The sequence below is a fragment of the Bacillus sp. CECT 9360 genome, from assembly GCF_918741275.1.
Classification (GTDB): domain Bacteria; phylum Bacillota; class Bacilli; order Bacillales; family DSM-1321; genus Peribacillus.
In genome coordinates this window covers 35,297-50,373 of the sequence record NZ_CAKKNA010000012.1, presented here as the reverse complement: position 1 = coordinate 50,373, position 15,077 = coordinate 35,297, and the positions used below count along the sequence as shown (strand labels likewise).

Annotated in this window: 17 protein-coding genes; 6 read left to right on the top strand and 11 right to left on the bottom strand. The window is 41.6% G+C overall.

Going from position 1 to position 15,077, the window contains the following annotated elements:
* Positions 1-94 precede the first annotated feature (94 nt).
* Positions 95-373, top strand: a complete 279-nt coding sequence (locus LQ216_RS15315) for a YtzH-like family protein (protein ID WP_230130339.1) — start codon at positions 95-97, stop codon at positions 371-373.
* Here LQ216_RS15315 and LQ216_RS15310 read toward each other — a convergent pair whose 3' ends face one another.
* From LQ216_RS15310 to pepV, 6 genes are all read right to left on the bottom strand, one after another.
* A complete protein-coding gene (locus LQ216_RS15310; protein WP_230130338.1) occupies positions 374-1,156 on the bottom strand; it encodes a phosphotransferase family protein in 783 nt (260 codons plus the stop codon).
* A gap of 381 nt (positions 1,157-1,537) precedes the next feature.
* Positions 1,538-2,518: a diacylglycerol kinase family protein gene (locus LQ216_RS15305; RefSeq protein WP_230130337.1), complete on the bottom strand. Its 981-nt coding sequence runs from the start codon at positions 2,516-2,518 to the stop codon at positions 1,538-1,540.
* On the bottom strand, positions 2,499-3,500 hold the full coding sequence (locus LQ216_RS15300) for an NERD domain-containing protein (protein ID WP_230130336.1): 1,002 nt from the start codon (positions 3,498-3,500) through the stop codon (positions 2,499-2,501). The genes LQ216_RS15305 and LQ216_RS15300 overlap by 20 nt, the downstream gene beginning before the upstream one ends.
* A 41-nt stretch (positions 3,501-3,541) precedes the next feature.
* Positions 3,542-4,108, bottom strand: a complete 567-nt coding sequence (thpR, locus tag LQ216_RS15295; RefSeq protein WP_230130335.1) for an RNA 2',3'-cyclic phosphodiesterase — start codon at positions 4,106-4,108, stop codon at positions 3,542-3,544.
* Positions 4,109-4,209: 101 nt separating this feature from the next.
* Positions 4,210-5,067 carry a D-amino-acid transaminase gene (dat, locus tag LQ216_RS15290; RefSeq protein ID WP_230130334.1) on the bottom strand — a complete coding sequence of 286 codons (858 nt, stop codon included), beginning with the start codon at positions 5,065-5,067 and terminating at the stop codon, positions 4,210-4,212.
* A gap of 22 nt (positions 5,068-5,089) precedes the next feature.
* Positions 5,090-6,505: a dipeptidase PepV gene (gene pepV / locus LQ216_RS15285; protein ID WP_230130333.1), complete on the bottom strand. Its 1,416-nt coding sequence runs from the start codon at positions 6,503-6,505 to the stop codon at positions 5,090-5,092.
* 162 nt (positions 6,506-6,667) lie between these two features.
* Here pepV and LQ216_RS15280 point away from each other — a divergent pair, with 162 nt between their 5' ends.
* From LQ216_RS15280 to LQ216_RS15270, 3 genes are all read left to right on the top strand, one after another.
* Positions 6,668-7,153, top strand: a complete 486-nt coding sequence (locus LQ216_RS15280; RefSeq protein ID WP_230130332.1) for a spore coat protein — start codon at positions 6,668-6,670, stop codon at positions 7,151-7,153.
* Between the two features lie 249 nt (positions 7,154-7,402).
* Positions 7,403-7,924, top strand: coding sequence for a MerR family transcriptional regulator (locus tag LQ216_RS15275; protein ID WP_230130331.1), 522 nt, complete (start codon positions 7,403-7,405; stop codon positions 7,922-7,924).
* Positions 7,925-8,435: 511 nt separating this feature from the next.
* Entirely contained in the window at positions 8,436-8,657 is a 222-nt protein-coding gene (locus tag LQ216_RS15270; protein ID WP_230130330.1) for a DeoR family transcriptional regulator, read from the top strand.
* 93 nt (positions 8,658-8,750) lie between these two features.
* On the opposite strand, the gene LQ216_RS15265 is transcribed toward LQ216_RS15270, so the two are convergent.
* On the bottom strand, positions 8,751-9,470 hold the full coding sequence (locus LQ216_RS15265) for a pseudouridine synthase (protein WP_230130329.1): 720 nt from the start codon (positions 9,468-9,470) through the stop codon (positions 8,751-8,753).
* A gap of 71 nt (positions 9,471-9,541) precedes the next feature.
* Positions 9,542-11,152 carry a polysaccharide biosynthesis protein gene (locus tag LQ216_RS15260; protein WP_230130328.1) on the bottom strand — a complete coding sequence of 537 codons (1,611 nt, stop codon included), beginning with the start codon at positions 11,150-11,152 and terminating at the stop codon, positions 9,542-9,544.
* Positions 11,153-11,359: 207 nt separating this feature from the next.
* Here LQ216_RS15260 and LQ216_RS15255 point away from each other — a divergent pair, with 207 nt between their 5' ends.
* On the top strand, positions 11,360-12,631 hold the full coding sequence (locus tag LQ216_RS15255) for an NAD(P)/FAD-dependent oxidoreductase (RefSeq protein ID WP_230130327.1): 1,272 nt from the start codon (positions 11,360-11,362) through the stop codon (positions 12,629-12,631).
* Between the two features lie 248 nt (positions 12,632-12,879).
* Here LQ216_RS15255 and cysK read toward each other — a convergent pair whose 3' ends face one another.
* Complete coding sequence (gene cysK, locus LQ216_RS15250) at positions 12,880-13,791, bottom strand: cysteine synthase A (RefSeq protein ID WP_230130326.1); 912 nt, start codon at positions 13,789-13,791, stop codon at positions 12,880-12,882.
* Positions 13,792-13,933: 142 nt separating this feature from the next.
* Here cysK and LQ216_RS15245 point away from each other — a divergent pair, with 142 nt between their 5' ends.
* A complete protein-coding gene (locus LQ216_RS15245; RefSeq protein WP_230130325.1) occupies positions 13,934-14,110 on the top strand; it encodes a hypothetical protein in 177 nt (58 codons plus the stop codon).
* A gap of 52 nt (positions 14,111-14,162) precedes the next feature.
* Here LQ216_RS15245 and LQ216_RS15240 read toward each other — a convergent pair whose 3' ends face one another.
* Both LQ216_RS15240 and LQ216_RS15235 read right to left on the bottom strand, forming a co-directional pair.
* On the bottom strand, positions 14,163-14,345 hold the full coding sequence (locus LQ216_RS15240; protein ID WP_117304258.1) for a sporulation protein Cse60: 183 nt from the start codon (positions 14,343-14,345) through the stop codon (positions 14,163-14,165).
* A 313-nt stretch (positions 14,346-14,658) separates the two neighbouring features.
* On the bottom strand, positions 14,659-14,970 hold the full coding sequence (locus tag LQ216_RS15235) for a rhodanese-like domain-containing protein (protein WP_230130324.1): 312 nt from the start codon (positions 14,968-14,970) through the stop codon (positions 14,659-14,661).
* Between the last annotated feature and the right edge of the window lie 107 nt (positions 14,971-15,077).

Sequence of the window (15,077 nt, the reverse complement as noted above, 5' to 3'; positions counted from 1 at the left end):
CAAAAACGGTTTTATTCAATAATTCAACGTATAAATGCGCGCGCAAAACACACTATAACAAGAAATCCTACAAACAAAGAAAGGGTGTGCGCATATGCCGCTTTCTCATGAAAATCAAGTTTCCTTATTAAAGGATATATTAAGCAATCATCAAAGTGACTGTTGTGGATCGGTTTCTGAATGCGAGCAGGTGGAACGGCTCGTAAAATCGTTGATGGTTAACGCAGATATTAATCAAAATGTAAAAACGGTCTTGGAAGAAATTTATCGGTACAGCCAGAATGGAATCAATTCATCCAATCTGGATGCTCATATTACTTCACACCAAAACCAGTTGAACACATGGATTGATGATATCGACCAGTTTTCATGATCAATTTTTTAGAATGGAAGTAATGTTTTGAATCAGCCGATTCATTTCCTCAAGGCGATTCTTATCTTTATGCCACTGAATGGAAGACAATGATTGAGCAATCACATGCCATTTCATCCGCATTTCAAGACTTGCATCGAGGGTCATGCCATACTGGCTCAACCATGCGCGCCAATCGTCCTTTGGTATATATGAATAAAGCAAGACTCCCAGATCAATCGCAGGATCGCCAATAATAGCGCCATCCCAATCAATCAAGAACAATTCTTCTTCTTTTGTCATGAGCCAATTATTATGATTCACATCACCATGGCAGACAACTTTTTCTTCACATTCGATCAGCAATAGGTTATTTTGCAAAAAAGCGATGGCCTCATATACCACCGGGAGCTGAACGATATCATGGTCAAGGCTGGTTTCTAGTTGTGTCAATATGCTTTCAGGCCTTAAAGGGGACTTTCCTAATCTTTTCAGCATCGTCAGCAATGGTTGGGATCTATGGATCTTTCGCAAAAGCTTTGCGACTCTCTCCTCATTCATTTCCTGGTGGGAAAGCTCTCTCCCATTCAACCAATGCTGTGCCGTTATCACATCCCCGTTTTCCAGACGTTTTGTCCATACAAGCTTGGGGACGATGCCTTCCGCTGACAAAACCGCGAGAAATGGGGATGAGTTTCGTTTCAGAAAAAGTTTTTGTTCATTATCTTTAAGGGCGATGAAGGCTTCTCCTGTAGCTCCTCCAGCGGGAACTATTTCCCACTCATGACCTAATAAATGTTCCAAAGTGTGTTCACCTTCAATTTCTTAAAAAGTACCATGAAAAGCGGAAGCGCCCTTGCATAGAAGGAAGAACGACTAAGATCGCCACATCGTTATGTCTTCGTCGTTCTGACCCGTTTAGAGGAACGTCGGCTAAGGCCCGCCACGTCCATGTGACGAACGCCGACGCCAGCACATCCTGTGCAAGTCCGAGGGGCTGGGCGCTGTAGCTAGACAACTATCAAAGTAAAAAAGTTATACTGCCTTTTCTCCTATGAAAAACAAAACTAAAATAAAAAAGACAGCCACAATAGCCATCTTATTAAATTTTAGTGGAAAAGTCGTTTCTTAGTCAAGTCAAATCAAGATTTTTTTATGGGAAAATGCTCCTACAAGGACAGTCTTTTATGATTCTTTCGCAAAAATTCTTATCTTCTTCATCAACATTTTAGCCTGCACTCTAGAATCCCCGACTATTTCGCCGTCAGCCTGGATCTTGACGGGGCTTTTAGAAGTAATCTCCACTTCCCTGCAGACAAAGGATGTTACATTTTTCAGACGCAAATGGCCGCCCCAGAATACAGTCATAAAGACCAATAAAAGTTTTACATGTGGAATGTCATGAACCGCTATTAAATTGAACCGGCCGTCATCATACTCAGAATGGGGTGAAATATTTATTCCGCCGCCGAAGTAAGACTGATTGGCCGTGACGATAAACCAAACCTTCTTAAACACATGCTCAGTGCCGTCGATTACAACAGTCATATCGGTTCTTTTGTAAGTAAGCAGCTTTTTCAGAAAAAAGTAAATGTAGACCAGCTTTCCCAGCTTCAAAGCATTAAACCGGCTTTTCCATGCTGAATGATTCACTTCATATGTAATTTCCGCATCTATCCCTATACCAAAACTGTTAATAAACGCTGCTTGTGTCTCATTCGTCTCTAAATATCCGATATCAACGCACCTGATTTTCTTTGGACTGCTGTTTAAAATCAGCGATAAAGCCGCCATATAGCCTTTAGTCCGTTGAATTCCGCGGGCATAATCATTTCCAGAACCAGCAGGAATACTTGCAATAATTCCATGCGGATAGCCAGCAGCCCCGTTCATGACTTCATGGAGAGTACCGTCGCCTCCTACTGCTGCGATTATCGTGTCTTTGTCTGTTTTAGAGAGAATTTCACTTGCGATCTGCTTTGCATGTCCTTTATATTCGGTATAAAAGGAATGATAAGCAATATTGTTAGCAAGCAGTTGTTTTTCGATTTGCTGCCAGATCTTCAGGCTGCCTTTATTTTGCGCAACCGGATTAATGATAAAATATAAATCCTCCGCTACCCCAGCCTGCTCTTGTTCAACCTTATTAAATTTGATCGTCTTCAACGATAACACCCTGATCCACGTCCCATTCCAACCGTCTGCTCGATGTCGTTTGACAATACTCCAATAAAGCCTGAGCAGCTTTTAATTGCTGGTGCTTTAACGGAGTAGACAGTTCCCTCATTTTCTTGAACCATTCGGGGAACTTACGCTTATCAAGAAGCATCACATCAAAAGGTGCAAGAGGATAATCGATATATCCGTTCCGCGAAACGATTGCTTTTTTTATTGGCAAAGTGACGTCATAAAGTGAAAAAAGCTGGGCGACAATTTTCTCCATTCGGTTTACGGCAAGCAATGGATTTAATATTTTTTTATCTTTATGCTGATGATGTCTTTTTACCCAGAATCTTTCACTGGAGCCAACAAAAGCCGCATCATCTTCTCCCTCAATGAAGGTAATGCACCAGGCATCGGTCGGGCTTAGCAAAATAACTTCCACTTCGACTGGAGCATTCTTTAATAGAAAAATAGGTTTATATAATAATAGAAAAGTATCAGGAAAACGCTGCAAAAAGAACCGAAGCTTTTCATCTAGAAAGAATGGCTGATCGACAAATGACTTCTCATGAATTGTGGAACTTCCCCATTTTATTTGAAAACGGATTAGTTGATTCAAAAACGTTTGTTTTAATTCTTCAAGGCTGTTTACGCTTGATGAAATTTGCAGAGAAAATATATTTTCCTCCTGGACCAAGGCGGTGGGCATTTCATGCCCCTGCGCCTCAGGAGGCTCCCTCTTTTCGCTTCGTTTAAAAATTCCTTTTACTCTTTCCTTTAGATCCGGTTTTTCATCGAGCAGCCATTCTTCTTCCAGATTCCCTGCTGCCGGACGGGAATACAATTGCTCCAATTCACCTGCAAGGTAGGCCGCCTTCAGCTTCTCCCATTGCTGCTGCTTCAAGCGGACAAACTGTGTCGGATAACGATATATATCCTGTTCATATCTGGAGATGTAGTCCTGCAATTTAATAAGTTGTCCCATGCTATCACACCAGTCTCTATTTTATAAAAAATCCATTGATATTATTTCAGAGGTATTGTAAAAACCGGTTCATATGACGGAGAAGCTCCGATATGTGTTTGATAAAGCGTGACCGCTGTTGCGGAAAAGGAATGACCTCTTGACGCAAGGCCCGCTTTTATCTGAAGATCTTCAATGGAAAAAGGTCTTTCATCTATGTATTTTCTTGCTATGGTAATATGCGGTTTAAATGGTTTTCTATCCAATGAAAAACCAGCCTCTTGACAAGCATTGTACACTTTTTTCTGAATTTGAAAAAGTCTTTCCTGAACAGCCACACTGGTCCACAGTATTCTTGGGATTTCTTTGCTGCCAAAAGTGCCGATTTGAAAAAGCGCAAGCTGGAAGGAAGCTTCATCCTCCAAAGCTTCATTGACGAGATACATGGATTTTTGCTTCATATCGTCAGGTGCATTTCCTAGAAAGCTAAGGGTGATATGATAATCAGCTTTATGAAGCCATTTTTTGAAAGGAAAATCCGGTTTGATTTGCTCTGTTATCTCGAAAATATATTCTTTCGTTTCATCAGGCAATGTCAATGCATAGAAAAAGTGAGTATTTGAAGTCATGTTTATCCCTTCCTTTTTTATCTTATCATAAACACATCTTGCCCTCTTATACCCCGTTTAAAATTCCCGCACAAGGATTGTACAGGAATTTCGTTTTTTTCTTATGAATTAGATCCGCACTGTTTTGTTACTTTATCTCGGAACAATTGCTGAAGCTTCCTAGTGACTTGACCTGGAGTGCCGTCACCGACGGATTTGCCATCAATCTCAATGATTGGAAGGACCTCAACTGTTGTCCCCGTTAAGAAAACTTCGTCTGCTTTTAGAAGCTCATCTACTGTATACGCCTCTTCTAAGAAAGGAATTCCATTTTCTTTGCAAGACCTGAGCATTACCTGTCTCGATATTCCGTTAAGGATCAAATTCGTTGCCGGGTGTGTTTTCACTCTACCATCCACAACAATTGAAACGTTGGAAGAACTTCCTTCCGTAACGATCCCGTCCCTGTGCTGCAACGCTTCAAAGCAACCCGCTTCGGCTGCCTTTTGTTTCGCGAGGATATTCCCGAGCAAATTTAAGCTTTTAATATCACATCTTAGCCAGCGAATATCTTCTGTCAAAATCGTTTTTACACCCGTTTCGGCTAATTCAGAGGAATAACCTAAAGGCTTTGTATAGGCTACATAAACCGGATCCACGGCAGGAACCGGGAAGGCATGATTCCTTGGCGAGATGCCCCTTGAAAATTGCATATAAATCGTTCCATCTACCAATCCATTTTCTTGAATCAACTGTTTGAGCTGCTCTTCAATTTCCGGCACCGTAAAGGATATTTTTAACGAAATACTCTCAGCGCTCGTCATGAGACGATTGAGATGCTCCCTGCTTGTGAAGAGCTTTCCGTTATATACACGGATTACTTCGTAAATCCCGTCGCCAAACTGGTAGCCGCGATCATCTAAATCTACCTTTATATCCGATTTCAAGGTGATTTCACCGTTGAGAATCATTTTTTCCATTGTTTATCTCTCCCTTAAGTACTTATTTTGCCAATTCATAAATAGCGTGGGCGTATATCGCCGCAGCCTTCAACATATCCTCTATATCAATGTATTCATCCTTTTGGTGTGCGATATCCTCGCTTCCAGGGAATAATGGCCCGAATGCAACGCCTTCTTCAAGCGATCTCGCATAGGTTCCGCCACCGATGGAAAGCAGTTCTGCTTTCTCTCCTGTTGCTTCTTCGTACACCCTTTGAAGCGCCTTAATCAGGAAGCTGTCACTTTTCACATGGTGCGGCTCAGAATTGGAGTCGGATTCTATTTGAAAACCAAGCTTGTTTCCTATGCTTTCGAGGGCTTTGTAGCCTTCTTCCCATTGATATGTGACCGGGTAGCGCATAGAGAGGGAGATGCTTCCGCCTTTTTCTTTATAGTAGCTAAGTATTCCTGCGTTTAGAGTCAAATCGCCTGTGGTTTCATCCGAATAGGCAATACCCAGTTTGTTTCCGCGCGAATCGCCGAAGAAGTAATCATGAACGAAAGTAAAATAATCCTTAGCAGGCTTTGGGAGAGCAAGCCCTGATAAAAACGCCGACAAATATAATCCAGCGTTGACACCATTGTTCGGTTCCATACCATGAGCCGAAACCCCTTCAACCTCCAGGATGATATCATCATGCTCAATGGTCGCTTTCCCTTTCAGCGAATGCTTTGTGGTGAACGTCTTGAATCGTTGTGTGATTTCTTCCTGTTTAGCTTGTGTATGCAGGCGGGCAATCGCGTAATCAGGTACCATATTCCGTCGTCTGCCTGAGGTGAATTCCACAATATCCAGCTCCGCTTTGGCTCTACTTGCCGTATCCCAATTTTGTGTAATCGAAAAATCCCAGATTCCTTTTTCGGCGTAGATGATCGGAAAATCCGCATCGGGAGCAAAGCCTAAAGTCGGCATTTCTTCGGTTTCAAAGTAGCGGTCGACACATCTCCATTCTGACTCCTCATCTGTCCCGATAATCATCCGGACGCGTTTGTTTAGGGGCAGTTCCAGTTCTTTAATGATCTTCATCGCATAATAAGCCGCCATCGTCGGTCCTTTATCATCAATCGCGCCTCGCGCAAAGATTTTCCCGTCCCTGATTTCCGCGCCATAAGGATCTGAGCTCCAGCCGTCTCCCTCAGGTACCACATCAACATGACAAAGGATGCCCACCAACTCATCGCCCTGTCCCATTTCCAGATGTCCTGCTATATGATCAACATTCTTTGCCGTAAAACCGTCCTTTTCACCCAGCTGCAGCATAAATTCGAGCGCTTCCTTAACCCCTTTGCCGAGCGGTGCCTCGAGAGATGTGTTTTCTTCATCAAGAACACTTCTAATGCGAAGAAGGTTTTGGGTGTCCTCGAGCAAATCTTCCTTCCGATTTTCTACTTCTTTTCGCCAATTAATTTCAGTCACGAACGACACTCCTATTCTTTGGATAATCTAATGTTAGTTTATCATTATTTGCTAAAATTAACGCTCTGCGTAATTAACGGAGTGAATTTATTAGTGGGGGAAGCTCCTTTCTTTCTCTGGATTCATACAGTAAAGAGATAAAAATGAAAAGGAGACAAGAAAATGAACCAACATAATCCACGAACACTTGCCTGGCATGAAACGCTTGAACTTCATGAATTGGTTGCTTTCAGTTCAATCGGTCTGATGAAGGTTAAGAAGGGCTTAAAAGAAATTAAAGATGATGCATTGGAGCGTATTTACCTGCAAACCATTCAGGACCTCGAGAAAAACTTACAAGAACTGCTTCAGTTTTATCCATATGCCCCTAAACCGGGTGAATCAGATGAATATAGGATGTATGGGGACGGCTTTCTGGCAGGTGATTTGCTCGCCTTTGCAAAATCCAGTGTAAGAAACTACGCTGTCGCCATTACCGAAACAGCAACACCAATGCTAAGAGAAGTGCTGAAAAAACAGTTGAACGGGGCCGTCAAAGTCCACGAACGGATTTTCAATTATATGTACCAAAAGGGATTATATCCGGCGTATGACCTGAATAAGCTTCTCGAAAATGATGTCAAGCTTGCGAGGAAGGCTCTGTCTTAATGGATTAAATGGTACAGAATTCCATTGCAAGTCGACATACTTTTCAAAAAAGGATTCTATTTAAACATTCTTTGCCGAACAGCCACTTGTTTTGTCACCCTAACAGGAAACATACATGAAAATTGCAAGTCGACATACTTTTCAAAAAAGGATTCTATTTAAACATTCTTTGCCGAACAGCCACTTGTTTTGTCACCCTAACAGGAAACATACATGAAAGAGAGAATATGTATTTCAAGGGGTGATAGGATGAATACAGGTACGGTTGCAAAATTGTTGGGCGTTTCCCCGAGCACCATAAAACGTTGGATAAAAGAGCTGCATTTGGATATGGAGCGCAATGATCTTGGCCACTATTTGTTTTCGGAAAGAGACATTGAGCTATTAAAACAGATACAGGAACAGCTATTCAGCGGAATGGTTCTGCAGGATATCGCGGTCACCGAAAAGAAAATTCGCAAAGGAACACTTAAGAGTCATAATAATAGCGACCCCGCAATAGAAAAACTGGTATTCAATGTGAACGAGCTGGAGAGAAGATTGAATAACAAGGCGGACGGCGTAGCCTTCTATCAAATATTACAGCATCGGAGTGAAATAGAGGAGCTTCAGCAAGAAGTTCAGAGGCTGCATGAACGCTTAGATGCTTTGGAGGACAAACAAAGAGAAATAAAGAAAAGTCCGCCTGCTGATTTGCTGATTTTTGATCAATCAAGACCAATGAAAAAAACGAGAAAGAAAAAATTGTTATCCATATTGTTTGGATTTTGAAGATGATAGGATTCCTTCAGAATTTGTTAAATTTATAAATAGCAAGAATTCGAGACGCCTGAATAAAAAAATCCAGGCGTTCTATTCATTTACCCAATGGTTTTGAAAATAAATGATCAGGCCAAACTTAATACTCTAATGGATTTTCACCATAGAAAGTAAATCTTCGAAATCAGGCATGACCTCTTCGTATATATCCTTGCCATGACATGGAAGCAATGCCCTGAAATAGTCCAAACTATCATCCGAACTCCCTTTATATGTTTTTAGATTTGTTAATTTTGTATATACATATCACAGGAAGGTAAATATTGCAATTCTTTTGTAAATTCAGTTATTTACCGTGGAATTTCACATATTATAGGAGTAAAATAAAGCCAATGACAGCATAGTGGTTACAGAGGAGTTACAGGGTGGTATAGCAAGTACATAAGGCAGCTGAAACGCTTCCTGATATCGGTTGTTTTTACTTCGTTTTTGAAATGAGTTAAAAATGAATAGGAGTGATTTTTTGAAACCTTCAACTAATCGCATGTTAACCCGTATTAAATCCGTTTATATGTTTATTAATGATAACGGTACGGTTTCAACTCAAGAACTTGTAGATGAATTTGGCATCACTCCCCGGACGATACAGCGCGATTTAAATGTGTTAGCTTATAACGACTTAGTAAAAAGCCCGAGCCGAGGTTTGTGGACAACTACCAACAAACGGGTAAAAATATCATCTTAAAAAGAGAAAACTTGCTTTAAACCATAGAGAACTCCACCTAACTTTTGTTAAAAAGAGATGAGGCGAATCCTTTTAAGGGATCCGCCTCAATTTTTATTCTTTTCCGTATGATTTAAGAGCTCCAATTTCCTCATCCGTCAATTCCCGATATTGCCCTAGCTCCAACTCTTCGTCAAGCAGCAGGCTGCCCATTGAGATTCTCTGTAAGTATATGACCTGTTTCCCGACGGCCTCAAACATCCGCTTTACCTGGTGAAACTTACCTTCTGTAATCGTGAGCTTAATATCAGAGCGGATTCCGGACTTAAGAATCTCCAGTTCACCTGGTTTTGTCTGATAGCCATCATCCAAGGTAACCCCATTTTTAAAGGATTGAACATCTTCTGCGTTGACTTCTCCGTCAATGACAGCAAAATACGTTTTTGGTACGTGTTTTTTCGGAGATAACAGCTGATGTGCAAGCTGTCCGTCATTTGTCAGCAATAATAATCCTTCCGTATCCTTATCAAGGCGGCCTACTGGAAATGGTTCGAAAACGGCATCTTCAGGCTCCAGAATGTCAATCACCGTTTCTTGATACTTGTCTTCCGTTGCCGAGAGGACACCCTGAGGCTTGTTCATCATCAAATAGATAAACTCCCTGTATTCCACTGTCTCTCCATGCACAGTCACCAGATCTTTATCAGGATCAACATGCTCCTTCGCATCCTTTAATGCCTTTTCATTAACTATGACAGCGCCCGATTTCAGCAGTTTTTTTACTTCCTTCCTGCTGCCATAACCTGTATTGGCTAGTAATTTGTCAATTCTCATATGGCCCTCCCAGATATGAAAAAACCTTGCTGCTATGCTAAGCAGACAAGGTCTTTCTATATTTTTAAGTTTTACACTTTCAATTTTAATTTTCTTTGAAGCTTCTCGATACGATTACCGAACAGCTTATAAGCCAGGGTGCTCTTTAATGATAGAACTGTGTATACAAGTCCGCCAACTAATATGCAAATTGCGGTAAATAAAATGGATTGCCACCGGCCTTTAGAATCCAACATTAGAGACATAAGACTCTCCATTCCCCAAACGACTAACCCCATCGCCCCTGAGAAAATAAAAATCAAGATCGTTCTTTTGACAACTAGCTTATAGCTATATTCGGTGAAGAAATGAATGAAATATAAATTCAGCAAACATGCAGCCAGATAGCCTAATGTCGTTGCATAAACAGCACCTGCCGTTTCGAACAGCTTGATCAATGGGATGTTCAAACTTAATTTAATTAACAATCCTACTAACAATCCCAGCACAGTATATTTTTGCTGATTAATTCCTTGCAAGATGGCAGCTGATACCGAGAATAAAGCAAATAAAATGGCAGTTGGTGCATATGTTGCCAGGATATCAGCCCCGAGCTGGCTGTGTTCATAAAATGCAGTATAAATAGGATCGGCCAAAACCGCCATTCCTATAACGGCAGGAATCGTGACGAATAATAAAATTTGAAACGCTTGATCAAGCTGATGCCGGAATGCATTCGAATCGTTGTTCATATATGCACTGGTTACAGATGGTACAAGCGCCATCGAAAAAGCAGTAGCAAGTGTCATTGGAATGACTACAAGCTTTTGCGCATTAAAATTCAAAATACCAAAGGCCCGGGTCGTCGTGTCCCTATCCATTCCGATGGCTGCCATTGTCCTGCTAAAGGTAATATTGTCCACGAACTGGAAAAGCGGCATAGCAATGGCAACAAAGATAAATGGGATAGAAGAAATAAAAATTTCCTTGTAAATTTCGATCAAGGAAATATCCATTGTTCCCTTATCTCTAGCTAAAAGCTGGTTTAAATATGGTTTTTGTTTTTTCCAATACAGTAAAAGGACAGCTAAGCCGCCTATTGCACCAATAGTCGCTGCAAAGGTAGCGACACTGACGGCTGTTACTAAATCGCCATCCAAAACTTTTAAGACGACAAACGCTCCGCTTAATAGGAAAATGATGCGGACTAACTGTTCAACAACTTGCGAAACAGCAGTCGGCTTCATGTCCTGATGTCCTTGAAAAAAACCGCGGATAATACTCATGGCAGGCACGAGGATTAGCGCAAAGCTGACTGCCCGAATCACCGTCGTCAAATCTTCTTCAGAAAACTTGCCATAGCTGCCCAGACTTGCCAATCCCGGTGCCATCGCATACATAACCAAAAAGGCCAAAAAGCCCGTAACCACCATCAGCTTTAAGCTGGATTTAAACAACTTTTGACTGACCGCATACTCTTCAATCGCATTATATTTCGAAACAGTTTTTGATACGGCAAGCGGCATCCCTGCCGTTGCTAAACTGATAAAGATTGTATATGGAATATATGAAAATGAATAAAGTCCGGCACCTTTTTCGCCTAACAATGCATCAAATGGAATGACATATAACAAACCCAAAACTTTAGATAATACCGAACCAAGGGTTAATATAAACGCCCCTCTTAAAACCTTAGATGACATACAATCCCTTCCTACCATTCAGTTGCATTCGCACGCTTTTAATCTTACCACAATTATGAGCCTATCGTAATAATTTATCCTGATTTGCTTTTTCCAGTATCATACTATTTAACTATTCATCAGTGGAAATTGCCTTGTCTATTTTTTATTTTTGATAACTTCCTATATAATAAAGAGACTGAAAATGACATAAGAGCGGTGATATAAATGAAATATGATGTAATTGTAATCGGCGGCGGCCCTTCCGGATTGATGGCTTCGATAGCGGCCGGAGAAAAAGGGGCAAAGGTGCTTCTGATTGATAAAGGAGAAAAGCTTGGCAGAAAGCTTGCCATATCAGGTGGGGGGCGGTGTAATGTAACGAACCGTCTCTCGATTGACGAAATCATAAAACACATACCTGGCAACGGACGTTTTTTATACAGTGCTTTTTCGGAATTCAGCAATGAAGATATCATTGCCTTTTTCGAAAAGCTAGGTATTGAATTAAAGGAAGAAGATCACGGACGGATGTTTCCTGTCAACAACAAGGCGCAAAGCGTGGTTGATGCACTAATTAACCGGATGAAGGATTTAAAGGTTACGGTCTATACAAATTCTCCTGTTGCAGACGTAACATATGAAAACGGGAAAACGACCGGCGTGCGTTTAAAAGATGGCCACTATTTTGAAACAGATTCTGTTGTCGTAGCAGTTGGCGGCAAGTCTGTTCCGCATACCGGCTCCACCGGCGATGGCTACGCTTGGGCGAAAAAAGCCGGACATACCATTACAGAGTTATTCCCTACCGAAGTACCGCTGTTAAGCGATGAACCTTTCATTAAGCAGAAAACACTGCAAGGACTATCACTCAGGGACATTTCTTTGAGTGTATTGAATCCTAAAGGCAAGCCGCTGATCACTCATACAATGGACATGATCTTCACCCATTTTGGAATATCGGGACCCGCCGTATTGCGGTGCAGCCAATTCGTCGTGAAAGCGATGAAAAAGTGGAACCTTTCCCATGTAACGATGAAACTTGATGCCCTGCCTGATAAGAACACGGAAGATCTTTTTCAGGAAATCATTAAAGAGATAAAGGCGGAACCTAAAAAAGCTGTAAAAAACATTTTCAAAGGGATGTTGCAGGAAAGGTATCTTCATTTTCTTCTGGAGAGAAGCGATATCGACCTTCAAGAACAAGGGAGCACTATTTCCCATGATAAACTTCGTAGGTTCGCGGAGCTTTGCAAAGACTTTCAATTTACCGTTAACGGAACTCAGCCACTTGAGAAAGCTTTTGTCACCGGTGGAGGCGTTTCGGTCAAGGAAATCCATCCAAAGGAAATGGGCTCTAAATTGATGGGCGGTTTATATTTTTGCGGGGAAATTCTCGACATACACGGCTATACAGGCGGGTACAACATTACTTCCGCCCTTGTCACGGGCAGGCTTGCTGGGAAAAATGCAGCCTTATACAGCCGGAACGAAAAATAGCACGCAGTCCGCGTGCTATTTTTTTAAAAAAGATAAAAAAGTATAAAATTTTCAACATGTATTGATGTCTAGCGTAAGCAGCCCAGCCCCTCGAGGTCATAAGTCACCCCTCTCCGGACTTCCACAGGATGTGGTGACGTCAGCGTTCGTCACAGGACGTGACGGATTTTAGCTGAGGGTCCTTACTTGGCCCTCCTACGAGGTGCGCGTTATGCTGGTCGGGGCTGAACAGGGCGCTTGCGCTTTTCTTATAAATCCATACTCAAATATCGCTCACCCGTATCCGGTGCGATACAAAGCACTCTTTTGCCTTTTCCTAAACGTTTTGCAATTTCAATTGCGGCATAAACAGCCGCTCCAGCTGAAGGGCCGACAAATATTCCTTCTTCGCTCGCCAATCTTTTAAATGTATCAACAGCTTCCTCATCTGCTATTTGAATAATCTCGTCATAGACGTCTGTGTTTAATATGATAGGAACAAATCCAGGGCTCGTGCCTACCAGTTTATGAGGACCAGGCTTACCTCCTGACAATACCGGTGACCCCTTTGGCTCAACAACGGCAATATATAAACCAGGAATTTTCCCTTTTAAAGCTTCTCCCGTTCCGGTAATCGTTCCTCCCGTGCCAGCAGTAGCCACGAAGGCATCAAGCTGTCCATCCATCTGCTCGAAGATTTCCAGAGCGGTCGTACTCCGGTGGATATCAGCATTTGCTTTGTTTTCAAACTGCTGGGGAATGAAACTGCCCGGAATTTCACGCTGTAACTCAAGAGCTTTTTCAATCGCTCCTGGCATTTTCTTGTCGCTTGGCGTCAGCACAACTTCCGCACCATAAGCTTTTAAAATATTGATTCGTTCTTTTGTCATATTATCAGGCATAATCAAAATCGCCCGATACCCTCTCGCCGCTGCAATCATGGCCAAACCAATGCCCGTATTGCCGCTCGTCGGCTCAATGATCGTATCTCCCGGACCCAGCAGCCCTTCATCCTCAGCAACCTTGATCATATTATAAGCCGCGCGATCCTTTACACTTCCTGAGGGATTAAACATTTCGAGTTTCACATATACATCCGCTGCATTTTCAGGGACAAGCTTGTTGAGTCGGACAACAGGTGTTTCCCCGATTAAATCTGTGATATTATTGACAACCTTCATTTTAAAAGATAACCTCCAATATTTAAAAAAACGTACTTCCGTACTAAGTATACAATGGTTTCTAGAAAGTTGCTTAGCTGCAAATTCTCGGGTTACCAGTTTTTTACATTTATAATATACTATTTTAAAAGGAGATGATTGTATGATTTGGCTGATTATTTTTTTACCACTGCTTGTAGTCATTGCCCTGGTTCTTTATTTAAATCGAAAAAATAAAATCGAATCTCCTGATATGTTTGACGGAAAAAGTGACAACGTTGAATCAGCAAAAACTGAAGCATTAAAGGGGCCGTTTGGCGGACCCGGTGGTGGTCTATAAAAGAATCATAAAGAAAACATTTCAACCGCGATCATTGAAATGTTTTCTTTCATTATTTTTTATAGATGATCATCGCACTAAAGCAGTAAATTTGTTCTTCTTCCTCTTCAGCGGTTGCCGCGACATTGTATTTAATATCGACAATCTGCTTATCACGGATGTCTTCAAGAAACGAATTCATCTCTTCCTCTAGATCCTTTTCATGCTCGTAATCAAAAAGTTTTACTTGAATCATGGCTTTCCCTGCCCTTTTAGAAACAGGGTTGCCCCTAATCCTGAATTTTATTCAAAAGTCGAACATAAATCAGGTTTCGGTCATATATTTGAAATTCCGAGCATATATCTTAATTTTCGGGCATATATTCATAATCTCGGTCATATATCTCAATTTTCGAGCATATATCTAAGATTTCGGGCATATCCCAAATCTCGGGCATATTTCTCAAGTTTCAGGCAAATCCCAATCTCCGAGCGTATATCTCAAATTCGTGTTATATCCCAAATCTTAGGCATATCCAACATTCCGAGCATATCCTCCATATTCAGGATTATTTTACAATCACTTCGCCATCCCAATTCATCATGCCGCCAACCATGTTGCGCACTTTATAGCCTTGCTCCTGCATGTAGTGACAAACATTCATGCTTCTGCTGCCTGACCTGCAGATAAAAATATATTCCTTATCTTTGTCGAAGTAATCAAGATTCTCTGGAATCGTACCCATCCGGATGTGCTTGGCTCCTTCGATCATCCCATACTCCACTTCTTCATCCTCGCGGACATCCACTAATTCGAGCTTTTCGCCTGCTTCCAGCTTTTCCTCTAATTCATCCGTTGTAATCGTTTTGATCTCTTCCATATCGGCACCTCATTATCTAAAATTTTCGTCCTTTCATTATAGCAATAACAACCGCTTCCACCAAACTTTTACTCCACACAAAAACCTCCCTCATTATAAGGGAGGCT

Bases quoted from the DNA above. Each gene is read 5' to 3' on its own strand.
- cysK (WP_230130326.1), bottom strand. From the start codon at position 13,791: ATGAAGGTTGTCAATAATATCACAGATTTAATCGGGGAAACACCTGTT.
- LQ216_RS15260 (WP_230130328.1), bottom strand. From the start codon at position 11,152: ATGTCATCTAAGGTTTTAAGAGGGGCGTTTATATTAACCCTTGGTTCG.
- LQ216_RS15255 (WP_230130327.1), top strand. From the start codon at position 11,360: ATGAAATATGATGTAATTGTAATCGGCGGCGGCCCTTCCGGATTGATG.
- LQ216_RS15265 (WP_230130329.1), bottom strand. From the start codon at position 9,470: ATGAGAATTGACAAATTACTAGCCAATACAGGTTATGGCAGCAGGAAG.
- dat (WP_230130334.1), bottom strand. From the start codon at position 5,067: ATGGAAAAAATGATTCTCAACGGTGAAATCACCTTGAAATCGGATATA.
- LQ216_RS15300 (WP_230130336.1), bottom strand. From the start codon at position 3,500: ATGGGACAACTTATTAAATTGCAGGACTACATCTCCAGATATGAACAG.
- LQ216_RS15275 (WP_230130331.1), top strand. From the start codon at position 7,403: ATGAATACAGGTACGGTTGCAAAATTGTTGGGCGTTTCCCCGAGCACC.
- LQ216_RS15315 (WP_230130339.1), top strand. From the start codon at position 95: ATGCCGCTTTCTCATGAAAATCAAGTTTCCTTATTAAAGGATATATTA.
- LQ216_RS15245 (WP_230130325.1), top strand. From the start codon at position 13,934: ATGATTTGGCTGATTATTTTTTTACCACTGCTTGTAGTCATTGCCCTG.
- LQ216_RS15240 (WP_117304258.1), bottom strand. From the start codon at position 14,345: ATGATTCAAGTAAAACTTTTTGATTACGAGCATGAAAAGGATCTAGAG.
- LQ216_RS15235 (WP_230130324.1), bottom strand. From the start codon at position 14,970: ATGGAAGAGATCAAAACGATTACAACGGATGAATTAGAGGAAAAGCTG.
- thpR (WP_230130335.1), bottom strand. From the start codon at position 4,108: ATGACTTCAAATACTCACTTTTTCTATGCATTGACATTGCCTGATGAA.
- LQ216_RS15280 (WP_230130332.1), top strand. From the start codon at position 6,668: ATGAACCAACATAATCCACGAACACTTGCCTGGCATGAAACGCTTGAA.